Here is an 18,201-nt window from a genome sequence, read left to right on the forward strand (position 1 = left end):
AATAAATTTGATAAATCTTTTGTTCTTTACTGTCGCGCTCTAGTACCACTTTAGCATCTATAAATTCATCAACTATAGCCTCAGGAAGAAAAGGTAAATAAGTACGCGAACCCAGAGGCTTCCTGTACCCGTAGATGATTAGTTTATTTTCCAAGTCTCCAACAATTCTATTCGCCATCTTTAAGCTCCCATCTCTATTTGATACTACTGATGTTTTCATTTCCACTTTTTCGCTCGAGGACTGGTAGGCGCTGTTTCAGGTGTACGAGGAAGCTCGCGCGCTGCGGAGCAACGAGTTGATATAGCCAAGTCATCACTCCTAAAATTGTTCATAATAACTTCGCCATTTATTGGAACTACCCTCCCGTTAGCGGAATACAGGAGACGCCCGACCTGCCAGCGGATCGTGTTGTTGAACAACTCCAATTGAATGTCAGCAAGTTCCTCGGGACATAATTCAGCAACGTCGATGGACCACTCTCGAGACATGTTCAACTGAAAACTTATAGAGTGCAAGACACGATACCTCCAGGGATTTAAGTGCGAAGCAGATGAATAAACAATCGGTTATATCACGTTTCCGTGCGGCAATTTGCCCAGAATGACTTCGTCCCACGTAAACCAGTCCGCTTCTCCGTTAGCTCCCTCAATATAACTGTCGACGGAAACTATTTTTGATAAAATCACTTTTCTCCACAGAATTCATTCCTCCTAATATTTGATAAATGAATTCTAGCACGCTGAAGTATCCGTGATTTCTTAACTAATTGCTGACTTGGCAGACCAATACGCTGATATCGGCAGCCTGATAGCAAATATTACGGGAAGAACCACCGAAGGATGAAAAATCCAGTGCGGTGGTTCTTTTTTTCTCTCGTTTTCCATGCCATCATTAGAGATGGGGGCGATGAAGGATGTTCCAGGATTTCAAGCTCGTCGGTGACCGTCCGGTCGCGATACAAGTGAAAGAATACGTCAAACGTTTAATTATAAAAGGATCGCTTCAGGCGGATCAGAAGCTGCTCTCCACACGAGAAATGAGCGGTCTGCTTCAGGTGAGCCGCAATACCGTCATTGCCGCCTATGAAGGCCTGGAGGATGACGGATTTACGTATACGATTCCCGGCAAGGGCAGCTATGTGGCCGCCATGGTGGGCCAGTCGGCTGCAGATCACGGAGGAGCTGACGGCTCCGCCGCCTGGCAGATCGACTGGAAAGCAAGAATGAACGAGTATGCTGTATCGGCTGTAGAGCTGGATAGGATGAAGCAGGGCATTCGCGGCAAAAAAGGAGCCATCTCGTTCACAAGCATCGCTCCGGATGAGCAGCTGTTTGATCTGGGGGATGTAAGGCGAGCCTTTATGGACCGGATGGCAATCGAAGGGCAGGTGCTGCTCAACTACGGTTATGCCAAGGGCTACAAGCCGCTGATCGAATACCTGATGCATTATATGGAGAACAAGGGCGTCGATATAAGCGGCAAGGATATGCTGATTACAGGCGGGTTTACAGAAGGCTTTGACATTGTGCTGTCGGCATTGCGCCCTTCTGCGCGCCGCGGAGCGGCAATTTGTGAAAATCCGACCCATCATACGGCGATCAAAAATTTGAAGCTGCAAGGATTTGAAATTACCGGCATTCCGATGGAGCGTGACGGAATGGATGTGGAGCGGCTAGCGGCGGTGTTGCAGAAGCAGCCAAACCGCTTCGATCTGGCCTATTTGACTCCTTCCTATCACAATCCGACAGGCATCGTCATGTCGCCGGCCAAGCGCAGTGCCGTAATGAAATTAATGATGCGCTATCAGATTCCGGTAATCGAGGATGGATTCAACGAGGAGCTGCGCTACTCGGGAGCGCATGTGGCGCCCTTAATAGCGACCGCAGGACAAGGGAACGGAGTCATCTATATCGGCAGCTTCTCCAAGGTGCTGTTCCCTGGCTTGCGGGTAGGCTGGGTGCTCGGAGACCGGGCGCTGATCGACACGCTGGAAAGCATTAAGCGTGCACGCACCATTCATACCTCAACCATCGATCAATCGATTTTATACCAATATTTGCTCAATGGAAATTTCGATAAGTATGTAAAAAAAGCACGTACGGAGTATAAGCGCAAATATGAGCTGACCAAGGCGTGTTGTGAAGCGCATCTTCCCGAGGCGCAGCTGTCCGGCGACGGGGGCTTGCATTTATTCCTCACGTTCCCGACAAGCGTAAATACACGCCGGCTGCTGGAAGCCTGCACAGAACAGGGCGTTATTTTTACACCGGGAGACAAATTTTTTATTCAAGAAGGCGAAGGGACGAATACATTGCGGCTTGGGTTTTCAAGGGTAACGGATGAAGATATCGAACGGGGTATTCAAATCATCGGCAAACAGGCGCGCAGCTTTCTTGAGGCATAACGATGAAGAAAAGAGCTAAAATGAGGTGTCGTGATGAAAATTGGCGTTATTATGGGCGGTATTTCCTCTGAGCGTGAGGTTTCTCTGCAGACAGGTCAAGAGATGATCCGTCATTTGGATCGCAGCCGCTATGAGGTGGTTCCCATTGTGATCGATCAGCGAGCGGATTTAATCGCACGGGTTCAGCAGGCAGGCATCGAACTTGCGCTGTTGGCGCTGCATGGCCAGTATGGCGAGGACGGAACGGTGCAGGGAGCGCTGGAGACGCTGGGCATTCCGTATACAGGCAGCGGTGTCCTGGCAAGCAGCTTATGCATGAATAAGCAACTGTCCAAGATGCTGCTGAAGGCAGCGGGTGTGCATACGCCTGCAGGCCTTTGCTGGCAGGGGATGGACGATTATGATCCGCAGGCGGTGGAGCGGCTGGGCTACCCGGTTATTGTGAAGCCGAATACGGGGGGATCCAGCATCGGCATCCAGCTAGTAAGGAATGAGAAGGAGCTGCTGCGGGCTGTTCAGGAGGCTTGCAGCTTGGATCAAGCGATCTTGATTGAGCCCTATATTCAAGGGACGGAGCTCACCTGCCCGATAGTGGATGGCGAGGTATTGCCGATAATCGGCATTCGCTCCGCGCATTCGGAGTGGTTCGACTACAAAGCGAAATACGAGGCCGGCGGCGCTGAGGAGAAGGTGATCCAGCTTCCTCCCGTTATCGAGCAGCGTGTGCGCGAAGCGGCGCTGGCTAGCTACCGGCTGCTGCAATGCAAGGTTTATGCAAGGGTCGATATGATTTTGTGTCAGGATACGCCTTACGTGTTGGAAGTGAACACCTTACCGGGAATGACCGCGGGCAGCCTGCTTCCGAAGAGCGCGGCTGCTGCGGGAGTAACCTTTACCCAGTTGCTGGACCGTATTATTGCCAGCTCGCTCCATGAGCGGGAACTGGAATGGGGGATGGGGCAATATGTTTAGTCAAGAGGGTACAGGGCGGTTTTTATCCTCGCGTGTACAGGATATTCGGCCATCGGGCATTCGCGCTTTTTTTGATCTGAGTGCAGCAGGGGGAGATACAATCGCCCTTGGAGTCGGGGAGCCGGATTTCGTTACACCGGAAAAGGTGCGTGAAGCTTGCATTCAGGCATTGCGGGAAGGGCAGACGAAATATACTTCAAATGCTGGCTTGATGGAGCTGCGAGAGGAGCTTTCGGCTTATTTTGCCGGCAGCTTCGCGCTTTCCTACGACCCGGAGCAGGAAATCATCGTGACCGTGGGGAGCAGTGAAGCCGTCGACCTGGCGCTGCGGGCAGTGATCGATCCGGGTGACGAGGTACTGATTCCGGCGCCAAGCTACATTGCCTATGAACCGATTACCCATCTGCATGGCGGTAAAATCGTGGAGGTGGCGGCTGCGGCGGAGGAGCAGTTCAAGCTGACCCCGCAAGCGCTGCAAGCGGCAATTACGCCTCATTCAAAGGTTTTGATGATCAATTATCCGTGTAATCCGACCGGAACAGTTATGACGGAGCAGGATTGGCTGCCGATCGCAGAGCTCATTATCAAACATAATCTGGTCGTCATTTCGGATGAAGTTTATGCCGAGCTAACTTATGGAAGAAAGCATGTCAGCATCGCCTCCTTGCCGGGCATGAAGGAGCGTACGATTGTCGTCAGCGGCTTTTCCAAAGCGTTCGCGATGACAGGCTGGCGGGTAGGCTATGCGTGCGGTCCGGGTGAGCTAATTGCCGGCATGTTGAAAATCCACCAGTACACGGCCATGTGTGCTCCCACGATTGCACAGATCGCCGCGCTTGAATCCTTGCGTCATGGCTTGGCTGCCAAGGATGAGATGATGGCGAGCTACAATGAACGCCGCAAGCTGTTTGTGGCCGGCTTGAATGCAATCGGGCTGGTCTGTCACGAGCCTGAGGGGGCTTTCTATGCCTTCCCTTCCATTGCTTCTACCGGCATGTCATCCGGGCAATTCGCTCTTCGGCTGCTGGAGGAAGCGAAGGTGGCGGTTGTACCGGGACATGTATTCGGAACAGGCGGGGAGGGCTTTATTCGCTGCTCCTATGCAACCTCGGTCGTCGATTTGGAGAAGGCGCTGGAGCGGATGGGAAGGTTTATGCAGGTGATGCAGCCGGTTTGATGAAAATTTAGCATATCGCACTGGAGAGAGCTTCAACTTTTGAAGCTCTATTTGTTCATTCGAACAGGTGCATCCATCCAATGTGTACTATGATGACGGGACGCGGGTAGTTGCCGATCAGTTGGAAAATGTAGGCTCATATTTGAAAAGCTTTTCATTCATTTCTCCTCGAAAAACGGGAAAGCCCCGTTACTCTCGATAGCGGCTAAATAAAATGATCATAGGGCAAAATGCGTCAAAAAACAAAGTGAAACCAGCGAAAAAAACCACTTTACAACTACCCGCAATCTCACTAATAATAGAGTGGAATGGTTCGCTAAGCTAGAAGCTATGCTTTGATTGAATTTGAAAAGCTTTTCAAATATTAATTTTACGTCCGGGAGTGATAAGCGGTGACATGGACTTTAACGAACAATGAATTGACTCCGAAAGCTTTGCTGAATCTGGAAAGCTTGTTTTCGTTAGGCAACGGGTATCTTGGCGTTCGCGGCAACTTTGAAGAAGGCTACCGCCCGGAGATGGTCTCGATCCGGGGCACGTACCAGAACGCGTTTCATGATGTGATCGAAATTCCTTACGGAGAAAAGCTTTACGCCTTCCCGGGAACCCAGCAGAAGCTGCTCAATATCATCGACGCGCAAACGATCAAGATTTATTTGGGCGAAGACGAAGAAGAGTTCTCTTTATTTGCCGGGGAAGCGGTTGCTTACGAGCGGCGGCTTCACCTTGACCGCGGCTATACCGAAAGAACGGTGCACTGGCGTTCCCCGGGTGGCAAAGAAGTGAAGCTCCATTTCCGGCGCGTCGTTTCCATGACCGTCAGAGAATTGTTTGCGATCGATCTGCGGATCGAGCCGGTCAATTTCACCGGGCGGGTCAAAGTGCTGTCGACTGTCAACGGCGATGTGTCCAACTTCGCCGATCCGAACGATCCCCGGGTCGCCTCCGGCCATTCCAAACGTCTGCAAGTGGAAGAAGCCGGGGAAAAGCAAGGCTACGTCTACGCAGTGGACCGCACCCTGGTGTCCGGCTTGAAAACGGCTTGCGTCAGCCGCCATACGGCATCCGGTGCTGCCGAAATCAAGAGCGATAACGGCGAAACCGTGCTGACGTTTGACTTGACCGAACCGGTTCGGGTGACGAAGTGGAACGTGTATACGGATACTTTGCGCCACCGGGATAATCTCGTCGAACAGGCCATCGGCATACATGAACAGCTCGGCGGGATGACGTTTGAAGATCTGCTGGATGCCCAAAAAACGTACCTCGACGACTTTTGGACAAACGCCGATATCCATATCGAAGGCGACGGCAGCCTGCAGGAAGGCATCCGCTTCAATCTCTATCATCTGCTTCAATCGGTCGGCCGGGACGAATACAGTAATATTTCGGCCAAGGGCTTGTCCGGGGAAGGGTACGAAGGTCATTATTTCTGGGATACGGAAATTTACATGTTCCCGGTCTTTCTGATGACGAAGCCGGAGATTGCCCGCCAGTTGCTGATTTACCGCTATTCGACCTTGGATCAGGCCCGGGCCCGGGCGAAAGAAATGGGGCATAAGCAAGGAGCCTTGTTCCCATGGCGCACGATTTCCGGGACGGAATGCTCGTCGTTCTTCCCGTCTGGTACAGCGCAGTATCATATTAGCGGGGATATCGCCTACAGCTACATTCAGTATTATCTCGGCACGCAGGACGATGAATTCATGAAAACGTATGGCGCCGAATTGCTATTCGAAACGGCGCGCCTGTGGCTGGATATGGGCCATTATTTAAACGGCGAGTTCCGGATCGACAACGTGACCGGACCCGACGAATACACGTGCGTTGTTAACAACAACTACTATACCAACGCCATGGCCAAGCATAATCTGAAGTGGGCGGCCAAGGCTTACAGGCTGTTAGCCGAAATTGCGCCAGAGGTTTTAGACCGGTTGTGCGCGCGGCTGAATGTGACGAAGCAGGAGGCGGAGGCATGGCAGCAGGCGGCGGAATGTATGTACCTGCCATACGATCCGGCGCTGAACATTAACCCACAGGACGATACGTTTCTGCAAAAAGCGGTATGGGATTTTGAAAATACGCCGGAAGAGAACTACCCGCTGCTGCTGCATTATCATCCGTTGACGCTCTATCGTTATCAGGTGTGCAAGCAAGCGGATACGGTGCTCGCCCACTTCCTGTTGGAGGACGAGCAGGAGCTGGAGACGATCCGTAATTCTTATACCTATTACGAGAAGATCACGACCCATGATTCGTCGCTGTCTTCCTGCATTTTCAGTATTATGGCCTCCAAGCTGGGATACGATGCCAAAGCTTACGATTATTTCATCGAAACGGCCCGTCTCGATCTCGACAATACGCACGGCAATACCAAAGACGGCCTGCATATGGCGAACATGGGCGGCACCTGGATGTCCATCGTTTACGGCTTTGCCGGCTTGCGCTTGAAAGAGAGCGGGCTGTCGCTGGCGCCTGCAATTCCGGGGCAGTGGGACCGGTATTCTTTCCGGCTTCAATACCGCGGACGCAAGCTCGCCGTGGATATCGATCGTCAGAGCATCCGGCTTACGTTGGAAGAAGGCGAAGCGCTGACGCTCAAGCTGTACGGGAACGATGTAACGCTGCAGCACAATCGGCTGTTGGAGCAAGCCTTGAAAGCAAACTAACCGAGCGGCCAAGCTTGGCTTATGAAAAGGGGAAGGCAGAACATGAACACACCGGTACAAGCGGTCATTTTCGATCTGGACGGCGTCATTACGGACACGGCCGAATACCATTACGAAGCGTGGAAGGCGCTGGCCGAGGAGCTGTCCATCCCGTTCACGCGCGAATTCAACGAGGAGCTGAAAGGGATTTCTCGGATGGAATCGCTGGAAAAAATTCTCGTGCTTGGCGGCAAAGCGCACGATTATACCGAGGAACAAAAAATCGCTCTGGCGGACAAAAAGAACGAGCATTATTTGACCTTGATTCAAAATATTACTCCTGCGGACATATTGCCAGGCATCAACGAATTTATTGCCGAGATTGAGGCCCAAGGGCTCAAGATCGGACTGGCGTCCGCCAGCAAAAACGCGTTTGCGGTTCTTGAATCGCTCGGCCTCAAGGACAAGTTTCACGCGATTGTGGATGCCAAGACGGTGCAGCGTGGCAAGCCGGACCCCGAAATCTTTTTGAAAGCCGCTCATTTGCTGGAAGTGGAGCCCGGCGCTTGCATTGGCGTCGAAGACGCGGCGGCGGGAGTAGAGGCGATTAAAGGAGCGGGCATGTTCGCGGTAGCGATCGGCGCGAAGGAGCTGTTCGCCCATGCCGATCTGGTGTACGAGAACACGGCCGAGCTTTCCTTGGAAGCCATCTTGCCGCTGGTTCGCTAAACGGACAGTCACCTTTCGGGCGATTTGACGACGAATGACAAATCATTTACAATGAAACAGGTATGAAAACCTTTTCATGCTCATTCCCTTGAATCGGGAGAGTACTGCATATTATGGCTACGATAAAAGATGTTGCAAAATTGGCGGGCGTGTCCATCAGCACCATTTCGCGAGTGTTGAATGCGCCGGACAAAGTCACGAAGGATAAAAGGGAACGGGTTCTCCGCGCGATCGAACAATTGAAATACCACCCTAATGCTTTGGCAAGAGGTCTGATCCATAAGAAGACGAAAACATTGGGGATTTTAATTCCTGATATTTCCAATTATTACTACGCCGAAATGTTCCGTGGCATGGAGGATGCGGCACAGGAATTCGGGCATAACATTATCATCTGCAACACCGATAAGGACAAGCAGCGGATGATCTCGGCGCTCCGGAGCATGAAGGAGAAGCAGATCGACGGCTTCGTGTTCACCAGCGAGCCGGTTTATCCCGATTATTACGACATCTTCAATCAGCTCGGCTTGCCGGTCGTGCTGGCTTCCACGCAAAGCCTGGAGTACGCCATTCCTTCGGTCAAAATCGACGACGAGCAGGCCGGCTTCGATGCAGCGCAATATTTGATCGATTGCGGGCACCGGCGGATCGCCATGATTAGCGGGCCGCACCTCGACCCGATCGCCGGAATGTCCCGTCTTCAAGGCTTCATGCGGGCGATGAGAACAAACGAGCTTGACTTCGATTCCGCCCGGTGCGTGGAATTCGGGAACTACCGCTATGACGACGGCTATGCGGCGATGGAGAGACTGTGGACCAAAAATCCGGAGCTGACCGCCGTGTTCGCGGCAAGTGACGAGATGGCGCTGGGGGCGATTTATTTCCTTTATCGAAGCGGAGTTCGGGTGCCCGATGAGGTGTCCATCCTCGGGATGGACAATACGAGAATCGCCTGCATGTCGCTGCCGCGGTTGACGACCGTCGCCCAGCCGATTTACGAGATCGGCTACAAGGCCGTGCGAACGCTTCAGGAAGTGCAGGACGGAGCAGGTCCGGCCACACTTAGAACGTATCTTTCGCATCAAATCGTCGCCCGCGATACGGTAAAAAATGTAAAATGCGAAATTTTCTAAAAAATTAATGTTGCATATTCGGACGGTTGTGTTTTAATATCTTTTTATACAAGTGGATAAACGGGGCAACGGTGCCATGGCTGCAGAAGTGTGTAATTTCGCTTCTGCTCCAAGGCATTTTTTTGTTTCCGGAACGATTGTGATCAGAACCAGAAAGGGCGGGAGATAAAGTATGAGGCTGGCCGAACCAAAGAGAACGGCAAGACCATCGGGAAGCGTCAAAACAACCAAAGCGGTCGTTTCGATATTAGCCGCCGCATTCGTAAGCTTGTCGGCAGGCTGCAGCCCATCGACCACAACGCAGCAGGAAGTCAAGACCCAAGTGGAACAACCTGCGCCATCCCCATCGCAACAACTGGCTCTTCTGCATTGGGCCCCGGCCAATCACAAAGCGATTCAAGCCTTAATCGACGACTTCGGCGTCCGCAGCAAAAGCTATAACAAGGATAAACGGCCTTACGCCGTCTTCGATTGGGACAACACCTCCGCATTCAACGATGTCGAGGAAACTTTGTTGACGTACCAGCTTACGAACTTGCAGTTTAAAATGACGCCGGAACAATTTGTAAGCGCAATCAAAAAGAATATCCCGAAGGATAATTTCAAGAAAGAATTCAATAATAAGGCTGGGAAGCCTGTCCAGATCGACCTCATCAGCGAAGATCTGGGGGCGGATTACAAGTATCTTTATGAAAACTACAAGGGGTTCAAGGGAACCAAATCTTTGGAGGAAATCAAAGCAACCCCGCAATATCAAGATTTTGTCGCCAAGGCCAGATATCTTTACGAAGCGATTGGGGGAACCTTCAGCCCGGATGTCAGCTATCCCTGGGTGACGTATTTGTTCACCGGGATGACGGAGAAGGAAGTGCGTCAATTGGCGGGAGCCTCCATCGATTACAATCTGCAGGACGCCATCGGCGAAAAAACGCTGGCCAGTCCGGGTGAGCTGCCGGGTCAAGCGGGCGTAGTCGATGTGAAGATCAAAACCGGCTTGCGGGCGTTCGCGGAACAGCAAAATCTGTATAAAACGTTCATGGACAACGGAATCGACGTCTATGTATGCTCCGCTTCCTTCATCGATGTGGTCAAAGAATTTGCGTCGAACCCGAAATACGGCTATTCCCTCCCGGAGGATCACGTCCTGGCAATGGAGCTGGAACGGGATGCTGCTGGGGTCATTCAGCCGGAATATCGCAAAGGGTACGACCAGACGCAGGGCAAAGGAAAGACGAAGACGATCGAGCGTTTTCTGGTATCCAAATACGGGCACGGGCCGATCTTCGTGGCCGGAGATAGCGACGGAGATACGGCGATGCTGTCGGATTTTAAAGACATGAAGCTGGGATTGATCGTCAACCGCTTGAAGGGAGGGGAACTCGGAGAATTGTCGAAAACGGCGGCTAACGGCATAGGCACAGGAAACGCCAAATATTTGTTGCAGGGAAGGGACGATAATACAGGAACCTTCCGAAATACCGAAAAAAGCGTTAGTTTAGGATCGTCCGAAGAGAAATTGCTGAAATAGCCCTCATAGCCCACATGAAGGAGAGAACTGACGTATGGAAAATCATGAATTGAAGAAGACGTTAAAGCCGATTCATCTTTGGGCAATTGCGGTCGGGATGGTCATCTCCGGTCAATATTTCGGGTGGAACTACGGGTTTGAGCAGGGCGGAATTATGGGCCTTGCGATCGCTTCGCTGCTCGTCATCGTATTTTTTACCTGTTTTATATTCAGCTACTCCGAGCTGTCCACGTCCATTCCTAATGCCGGCGGGCCTTCGGCTTACGCGGCAAGGGCGATGGGGCCATTCGGTGGATTTATTGCCGGGATCGCGTGTCTGTTGGAGTTTGTGTTCGCGCCGCCGGCCATTGCGGTTTCTACGGGGGCGTACGTGCATTTCCTGATTCCAGCAGTTGAGCCGGTCTACGTGACCATCGGCGTGTTCGTATTTTTTATTCTGATCAACTTGGTGGGCATGAAAGGCGCCGCGCTGATTGAGCTTGGCGCAACGATCGCTGCGTTGATCGGGCTTGCGATTTTTTACGCAGCGGGGCTGCCGCATGTGAAGATGGAGAATTTGGTGAACGCAAATTCGTTTATCGGGGGAAGCGGCGGCGTCATGGCGGCCATCCCGTTTGCGATCTGGTTCTTCCTCGCGATCGAAGGCGGCGCGATGGCGGCTGAAGAAGTCAAGAATCCGAAGCGGGACATTCCGCGCGGCTTTATCTCCGGCATTTTAACGCTGACTGTAGCAACGCTGTTGACGCTGTTCGTGACAGCCGGTCTTGGAGGAGGGATCGGAAAACCGGCAGATTACCCGCTTCCTCAGGCGCTTGGAAGCGTTTACGGCGAAGGTAGCTGGCTTGCTATGAGCGTGGCGATTATCGGCTTGTTCGGCCTGATTGCCAGCCTGCACGGCATTATTATCGGCTATTCCCGGCAGACGTACGCGCTGGCCCGCGCCGGCTACTTCCCGCAGTTTCTGGCTAAGCTCAATTCCAAAAGCGTACCGGTATGGGGGCTCATCGTACCGGGTGCGATCGGCGTGATTTGCGCCGGTTCCGCCGATTTTGCCAACGCCTTGATCCTGCTTGCGGTATTCGGCGCCGTCGTCATGTACTGTCTCAGCATGATTTCCTTGTTCATTCTGCGCGTGAAGGAACCGAATATGGAGCGGCCTTTTAAAGTGGCTTTTCCCGTCATTCCGGCCATCGCGTTGATTCTGGGATTGGTGTTCCTCTATTGCGTGATCCGCTACAGCCTCATGACGACCTCGCTTCCGCTGTTCGGCATGAATGTTCCGCTCTGGGGCGTCGTTGTCGTCATTTTCGCGGTAGCCGTGCTTTATTACCTGGTTCGCGTAAAGCCAGCCGACGCTCCCGCGGGGGAAAGCACCGTACTGGATTAGAACTCGTGCAGCCGACGTTTTCGGCCGGGCGGCAGCGTCAACACAATGAGGCCGCCGCTTCGGTTCAATCATCGGAGCGTTTGCGCAGCATATGCCGAAGCAACTGCTTCAAGTCCTGGTCGCTTTGTTCCGTCTTCGGATAATCGAGCTCGTAGGAAAAAATCATTTTGACCAACATAAACGCGGTAAGCGGCAGCGGCACCTGGGCATAGTGCCCTTGCTGCTGCCCTTCCCGAATCAAGCTGCCGATCAATTGAACGGCGGCTTCTTCGGATTGGACGAAGCATTTTTCAATCTCCGCGAGCCGGAATTCTTTGTATTCCTCAAACAAGGTGGAAACGAAAGGGTCCTGATGCACCTCTGCGCTTAAATAGCCAAGAATGCTTCGTAGACGCACCAAAACATCGCTTTCTTGTTGAAGCTCGGCGAAAGCCTTCGACCGCATCTGGTTGACATGCCTTATGTAGCAATCCATCAGAATTTGGGTCTTATCCTCGTAATAGTAATAGATCGTTCCTTTGCCGATCCCCGCCTTCTCCGCAATCTTGCTCAACGTTGTACGCCGGACCCCCAAACCCAAGAACAGCTCGGTTGCCGCTTCGATGATTTTTTGTTTTTTATCCGGTTGTTTCATTGACCCGCCCATGCCCCCATAATATATAATCTGCTATCTATTATTCATTAACCTAGTTAAATAGTCAATATTTGCCAAAATCGTTGGAATGTCCTATTATTGAATTATGACCAATGGATAAATTTGGTCGATTTTTTCACTCAAATTTCGACCGTTTTATGCATTTGGTCGAATTTAAGGCGGTGTGATGTCAACTATAGAGCCGAAAGGCGCAGCAAACTAAACGATGAGGAAGGAAGGTAGAACATTATGTGCGGAATTGCAGGATGGGTGGATTGGTCCCAGGACCTTTCCAACGAACGGGCGGTATTAACGGAGATGACGAGGTCCATTGCGCATCGCGGGCCGGATGCCGAAGGTTTCTGGTATTCGAAGCGGGCTGCTATCGGGCACCGTCGACTGATCGTCATCGATCCCGAAGGCGGGAAGCAGCCGATGCTTTATCGGGACGGCGAGCAGACCATTGCCTTGACTTACAACGGCGAGCTCTACAATTACCGGGAGCTGAGAAGGGAACTGGAAGGAAAAGGCCACCGGTTTGAAACGAATTCCGATACGGAGGTGCTTCTGCATTCGTATGTCGAGTGGAAGGAGGATTGCGTTAGGTATTTTAACGGCATTTATGCGTTTGGCATCTGGGATGAGCAGCGCGGTCAGTTGATGCTCGGCCGGGACCACCTTGGGGTAAAGCCGCTGTTTTTTGCCAGAAGAGGAAGCGCCATCATTTTCGGGTCGGAAATCAAGGTGCTGCTGGCCCATCCGTTGGTGGAACCCGTCGTCGACCGCGAAGGGCTGGCGGACCTTTTCGGCATGGGGGCGATGCGAACTCCCGGGCAAGGGGTGTTCAAGGACGTCGAGGAGGTCAAAGGAGGCCATTACGTGACGTTTTCGGCGGAAGGCAGCCGAAATATCCGCTACTGGAAGCTGGTAAGCCGCAAGCATACGGACGATACCGAGACCACGGTTCGGACGATCCGCTCACTTCTCGAAGATACGGTGAAGCGGCAGCTCATCGCGGATAAGCCGGTCGTCTGCATGCTGTCCGGCGGGCTCGATTCCAGCGGATTGACGGCGCTGGCGGGCCAAAATTTCCGTGAACAAGGGAAGAAGCTCCACACGTATTCCATCGATTTTGCAAACAACGACCGCGACTTCGAAGAGGATTTTATGCGGCGCGACAAAGACGAGCCTTGGGTCAGGCGGGTATCCGAGCATGTCGGCACGGAGCATCATTCCGTCGTCTTTGGGCCGGAGAAGCTGATCGAGCATCTGCTTGAGCCGATGCGGGCCCGTGACCTTCCGAGCGTCGGCGAGATCGAAACGTCGCTTTATTTGCTGTTTACGGAAATGAAGAAGGATGCGACGGTAGCGCTGTCCGGCGAGTCCGCCGACGAGGTGTTTTCCGGGTATCCGTGGTTTTATCAAGAGCAGTTTTTGAATGCCGAGATCTTTCCGTGGCTGATCAATTTCGGCTATACCTCCGGCATCCTGAAAACGGAGATTCGGGATATGCTTCAGCTCGAAGCGTATCGCAAGCGGCGTTTTCAAGAGGCTGTCGGCGAGATTCCGTTCCTCGAAGGGGAAGCGGAGCTTGAGCGGAAGCAGCGGCAGATGTCGTACCTGTTCATCATGCGGTTCCTGCCTTATATGTTGGACCGGAAAGACCGGGCCAGCATGATGACGGGCTTCGAAGTGCGCGTGCCGTTCTGCGATTACCGGCTCGTGGAATATTTGTGGAACGTGCCGTTCGAGCTGAAAAGCATCGATCATATCGAAAAAGGGATTTTGCGCCGTGCCTTCGAAGGCGTTCTTCCGGATGATGTCCGAAACCGCCGCAAGAGCGCTTACCCAAGCACGAAGGACAAAGCTTACCTCGACCTGATCAGCCGATGGATGCTTGACATTCTGGACGACCCGAACGCTCCGATTCATGCGCTGATCGATGTCGCGAAGGTGAGGCTTATTGCGGAAGGCAAGAGCACCGCAGAGAGCGGAACCGATGCCCGCGCGATTCTTGATTACCTGGTGCAGGTGAATTGCTGGCTCAAGGAATATGGTGTCAAGCTGGAGCTTGGGGCGTGAAGTGAGGGAGTCTGTGCATAGTATTCCGTCCGCACTGGATATTCTATACATGTCGAAAACAAAACGACCGACAAGCGAGGGAATCCGATGGCAGAATACAATGCCCCCAAGGAAGAAAAGCAGACGCAAGAAAGCAGCACGGAGTCATTTAGCGAAATGAACGAATTCGAGCACAACCGGAATCCGGTTGCCTCCGCGCAGAAGCAAATGGCATCGCAGGAAACGGCCGGCGTCCTAGAGCAGGAATAGCCCGGCTTCGGCGGCGGAACGGAGTGGCAGGCGTGCAGTCCGCGTTTCGGCGCAGGCTGCGCGTCAAGCTCCGGTCCTGCAATCCGGGCGTCCGGCCCGCTTTATTGAGATACTCGCCCCAAATTCTTTAAGCCTCGTCCATGTCCCTTCGCGTTGCCTCATTCCACGATCCCCCCCTTTCGATCGCAGTATCCTCCGTTTCATGATTTTCCCGTTGAGCCTTCAGGTACAGCCTTGGTCTAATATGACAATAGATGTCATGTGCGGCACGTATACTTGATCTAGGAAGATACGGTACCCAAGACAGATGGAAACGAGGAGGATACACGATGGAAGGAGCTATTGTCATCCAAGGCGCCTATGAAAACAATCTGAAGCATGTCTCGCTGAGCATTCCGAAGAATAAGCTCGTCGTCTTGACCGGATTGTCCGGTTCCGGAAAATCGACGCTGGCGATGGACATTTTGCAGAAGGAATGCCAGAGGCAGTATATGGAATCGATGGGCATGGTCACGGATGCGATCGACAAGCCGAAGGTGGAATCGATCACCGGGCTTTCCCCGTCGATTGGGGTCGGCCAGCAGATCGCCAACCGGAACCCAAGGTCTACGCTGGGAACGGTAACGGAGATTTATACGTATTTGCGGGTTTTGTACGCCCGGCTCGGGGAGCGGCCATGTCCGTCGTGCGGCGCCACGATAAGGCCCTCGTTCGAACCGGTCGGGGAAGGAGCGGTCCCCGGGGCGAAGCTTCTGGAGGAGAGCTATAGCTCGGAAACGGACCGCTGTCCCCAATGCCGGGGCGCGGTTCCTAAGCTGAAGATGGCCCACTTCTCCTTCAACAAGCCGGAAGGCGCCTGTGAAGCGTGCGCCGGGCTCGGAATCGTGACAAGCCTGGAGACAGGCTTGGTTTTCGATGAAGAACGGAGCTTTCGCGGGGGCTGCGTCACCTTTTGGGACGGCATGTTCATCGACTATTATTCGGACGTGCTGCAGGCTGCGGCGAAGCATTACGGGTTTGCGTTTGATCCGGACGCGCCTATGAAGGATTATAGTCCGGTTCAGCGGGATTTGCTGCTTCACGGCGTGGAAAGCGAGACGTTTGCGGGACGTTTTCCCGGCATCAAGGCGCCCAAATCGGTCGGCAAAGGCCGGTTCGAGGGCGTGCTGACTTATTTGGACCGGCGGCACCGGGAGCAGACCGGAGATACCGCTCAGTCGAGGAAGCTGGCGGGGTATTTCACCCGCCGCCTATGTCCTACTTGCGAAGGCACGCGCCTGCGAAGCGAGAGCCGCATGGTTACGATCAGCGGGCAATCGATCGCCGAAATTTCGTCATGGCCGCTTCACCGCTTAATGGGGTGGCTGGAAGAGGTGCGGCCCGCCATATCCGAAGCGGGACAGCACGTGTTGGACCCGATCCTCCACGATATCGCGGAGCGCATGAGGCGGGTTACCAAGGTCGGCTTGGGGTATTTGTCACTTGATCGGCAGGCCAATACGCTGTCTGGCGGGGAAGCGCAGCGTCTCCGGCTGGCCTCGCTGTTAGGCTCGGGTCTGACCGGCGTCTTGTACGTTCTGGACGAGCCGACGGCAGGGCTGCATCCGAAGGATACCGCTTCGCTCATCGGCGTGCTGCAGCAGCTGCGCGATCTGGGAAATACCGTGCTTGTGATCGAGCATGACGTCGAAGTGATGGAAGCAGCCGATTATATGATCGATATGGGGCCGGGCGCAGGCCGGCAAGGAGGGACGATCGTCGGTACCGGAACGTTGGAGGAGCTGAAGTCGAATCCTGGCTCGGTCACCGGACAATTTCTGAGCAGCGATCATGGACGGCCGCTATCCTCCGGGCGAAGGTCCGGCAACGGTGCTTTCTTGACCGTCCGGGACGCGGTTGCGCGAAACTTGAAAAACATTACGGTCGAGCTTCCTTTAGGCACGTTTATTGCCATTACCGGCGTTTCCGGCTCTGGAAAGTCGACGTTATTGTTCGACCTGATCGATCCGGCCGGCCGACAGCACTTTCAGGGGCGCACGGAAGGCGGCTTGGATTGCGGAAGCATCGACGGGCTCGGGCATATCGACAGATTGATTACGGTCGATCAAGCGCCCATCGGACGTATCCAGCGCTCCAACATCGCCACCTATACCGACGTATTTACACTGATCCGCAATCTGTTCTCCGAGCTGCCGGAAGCCAAGCGGAGAAAGCTGTCGTCGAAGCATTTTTCGTTCAATGTGCCCGGAGGAAGATGCGAGAAATGCCAGGGGCTGGGCGTGCTGCTGCTGGATATGCATTTTTTGCCGGACGTGGAGGCCGTGTGTCCGGATTGCGGCGGAAGGCGGTTTAAGGACGATATCTTGAGCGTCACGTACGAGGGCAAGAACATCTCCGAGCTTCTGGATATGACGGTCCGGGAAAGCCTGCATTTCTTCGGCGGGCATCGCGAGCTGGCGGACAAGCTGGCGCTGCTGTGCGAGGTGGGGCTTGGCTATTTGCAGCTGGGCCAGCCGGCGACTACGCTTTCTGGAGGAGAAGCTCAGCGTCTCAAGCTGGCCAAGGAATTAAGCAAAAAAACAAAAGGGCATACCCTGTACCTGCTCGACGAGCCGACGACAGGACTACATCCTTCCGATGTGCGTCAGCTTCTCCACCTGCTGAACAAACTGGTAGACGCAGGGAATACGGTCATCGTCATCGAGCACCATCTGGACCTGATCCGCGAGGCGGATTGGATCGTCGATCTGGGACCGGACGGGGGAGAAGCGGGCGGCTATCTTATCGCGCAGGGCAGGCCGGAGCATGTCGCGCAAGCGAACGGATCTTATACCGCAGCCTTTTTGGGGCGGGTGCTGACCGGATAAGAGTAGTGCACGGAATGTAACGAGGACGCCTGTCCACGGTTGGATTGCGCTGAGATTAAAGTAACGGATTGATACGACGAATAATACAATTTGGGTGAAAAATGAACCTGCTAGCCTCGTGCCGGCAGGTTTTTTGTTTTGAAGAAGGAAGCGCACTTTTGTCCGCTGCTATGCAGCCGAACGCAAAAGATTGTCGTTGACAAAAAATGAAAAGCAGTGTAATTTGAAATTGACTGATCGAGTCAATCTAAAAAAGTCAGGAACAACGTCTTAGCAATTTGCGTCCGGCTTTGAGGTGACCGGACATGGCAGAGTTTTTTGCTTCAAGCCCAAGGTTCATAAGCAGCTTGCAGGAATAGCTGCGCCAAATTATTGACTGATTTAGTCAAT

Annotated in this window: 12 protein-coding genes; 11 read left to right on the forward strand and 1 reads right to left on the reverse strand. The window is 53.3% G+C overall.

Annotated features, from left to right (window positions below; all coding sequences use genetic code 11):
• The first annotated feature begins 914 nt into the window (after window positions 1-914).
• The 8 genes from QMG93_RS25180 to eat all read left to right on the forward strand — a co-directional run bounded on the left by QMG93_RS25180 (window position 915) and on the right by eat (window position 11,979).
• Entirely contained in the window at window positions 915-2,405 is a 1,491-nt protein-coding gene (locus QMG93_RS25180) for a PLP-dependent aminotransferase family protein (RefSeq protein ID WP_281941405.1), read from the forward strand.
• A gap of 33 nt (window positions 2,406-2,438) precedes the next feature.
• Window positions 2,439-3,377: a D-alanine--D-alanine ligase gene (locus QMG93_RS25185; protein ID WP_281941407.1), complete on the forward strand. Its 939-nt coding sequence runs from the start codon at window positions 2,439-2,441 to the stop codon at window positions 3,375-3,377.
• A complete protein-coding gene (locus QMG93_RS25190) occupies window positions 3,370-4,554 on the forward strand; it encodes an aminotransferase class I/II-fold pyridoxal phosphate-dependent enzyme (protein WP_281941409.1) in 1,185 nt (394 codons plus the stop codon). The genes QMG93_RS25185 and QMG93_RS25190 overlap by 8 nt, the downstream gene beginning before the upstream one ends.
• 392 nt (window positions 4,555-4,946) lie before the next feature.
• On the forward strand, window positions 4,947-7,223 hold the full coding sequence (locus QMG93_RS25195) for a glycoside hydrolase family 65 protein (RefSeq protein WP_281941411.1): 2,277 nt from the start codon (window positions 4,947-4,949) through the stop codon (window positions 7,221-7,223).
• A gap of 42 nt (window positions 7,224-7,265) precedes the next feature.
• Window positions 7,266-7,931 (forward strand): beta-phosphoglucomutase, encoded by a 666-nt coding sequence (gene pgmB, locus QMG93_RS25200; protein WP_281941413.1) that lies wholly within the window; start codon window positions 7,266-7,268, stop codon window positions 7,929-7,931.
• Window positions 7,932-8,044: 113 nt separating this feature from the next.
• The gene (locus QMG93_RS25205; protein ID WP_281941415.1) at window positions 8,045-9,064 is read left to right on the forward strand and encodes a LacI family DNA-binding transcriptional regulator; all 1,020 of its coding nucleotides are present in this window, start codon (window positions 8,045-8,047) and stop codon (window positions 9,062-9,064) included.
• A gap of 172 nt (window positions 9,065-9,236) precedes the next feature.
• Complete coding sequence (locus tag QMG93_RS25210; protein ID WP_281941417.1) at window positions 9,237-10,592, forward strand: haloacid dehalogenase-like hydrolase; 1,356 nt, start codon at window positions 9,237-9,239, stop codon at window positions 10,590-10,592.
• 34 nt (window positions 10,593-10,626) lie between these two features.
• Window positions 10,627-11,979 carry an ethanolamine permease gene (gene eat / locus QMG93_RS25215; protein WP_281941419.1) on the forward strand — a complete coding sequence of 451 codons (1,353 nt, stop codon included), beginning with the start codon at window positions 10,627-10,629 and terminating at the stop codon, window positions 11,977-11,979.
• 64 nt (window positions 11,980-12,043) lie between these two features.
• Here the strand turns inward: eat and QMG93_RS25220 are convergent, their stop codons facing one another.
• Window positions 12,044-12,613 carry a TetR/AcrR family transcriptional regulator gene (locus QMG93_RS25220; protein ID WP_216794985.1) on the reverse strand — a complete coding sequence of 190 codons (570 nt, stop codon included), beginning with the start codon at window positions 12,611-12,613 and terminating at the stop codon, window positions 12,044-12,046.
• Between the two features lie 249 nt (window positions 12,614-12,862).
• Here QMG93_RS25220 and asnB point away from each other — a divergent pair, with 249 nt between their 5' ends.
• The 3 genes from asnB (at window position 12,863) to uvrA (ending at window position 17,811) form a co-directional block, all read left to right on the forward strand.
• Window positions 12,863-14,695: an asparagine synthase (glutamine-hydrolyzing) gene (gene asnB / locus QMG93_RS25225; RefSeq protein ID WP_281941422.1), complete on the forward strand. Its 1,833-nt coding sequence runs from the start codon at window positions 12,863-12,865 to the stop codon at window positions 14,693-14,695.
• 87 nt (window positions 14,696-14,782) lie between these two features.
• Window positions 14,783-14,944: a hypothetical protein gene (locus QMG93_RS25230; protein ID WP_216794983.1), complete on the forward strand. Its 162-nt coding sequence runs from the start codon at window positions 14,783-14,785 to the stop codon at window positions 14,942-14,944.
• Between the two features lie 329 nt (window positions 14,945-15,273).
• Window positions 15,274-17,811 (forward strand): excinuclease ABC subunit UvrA, encoded by a 2,538-nt coding sequence (gene uvrA / locus QMG93_RS25235; protein ID WP_281941424.1) that lies wholly within the window; start codon window positions 15,274-15,276, stop codon window positions 17,809-17,811.
• Window positions 17,812-18,201 lie beyond the last annotated feature (390 nt).

Source organism: Paenibacillus tyrphae (assembly GCF_027925525.1).
Classification (GTDB): Bacteria; Bacillota; Bacilli; order Paenibacillales; family NBRC-103111; genus Paenibacillus_G; species Paenibacillus_G tyrfis_B.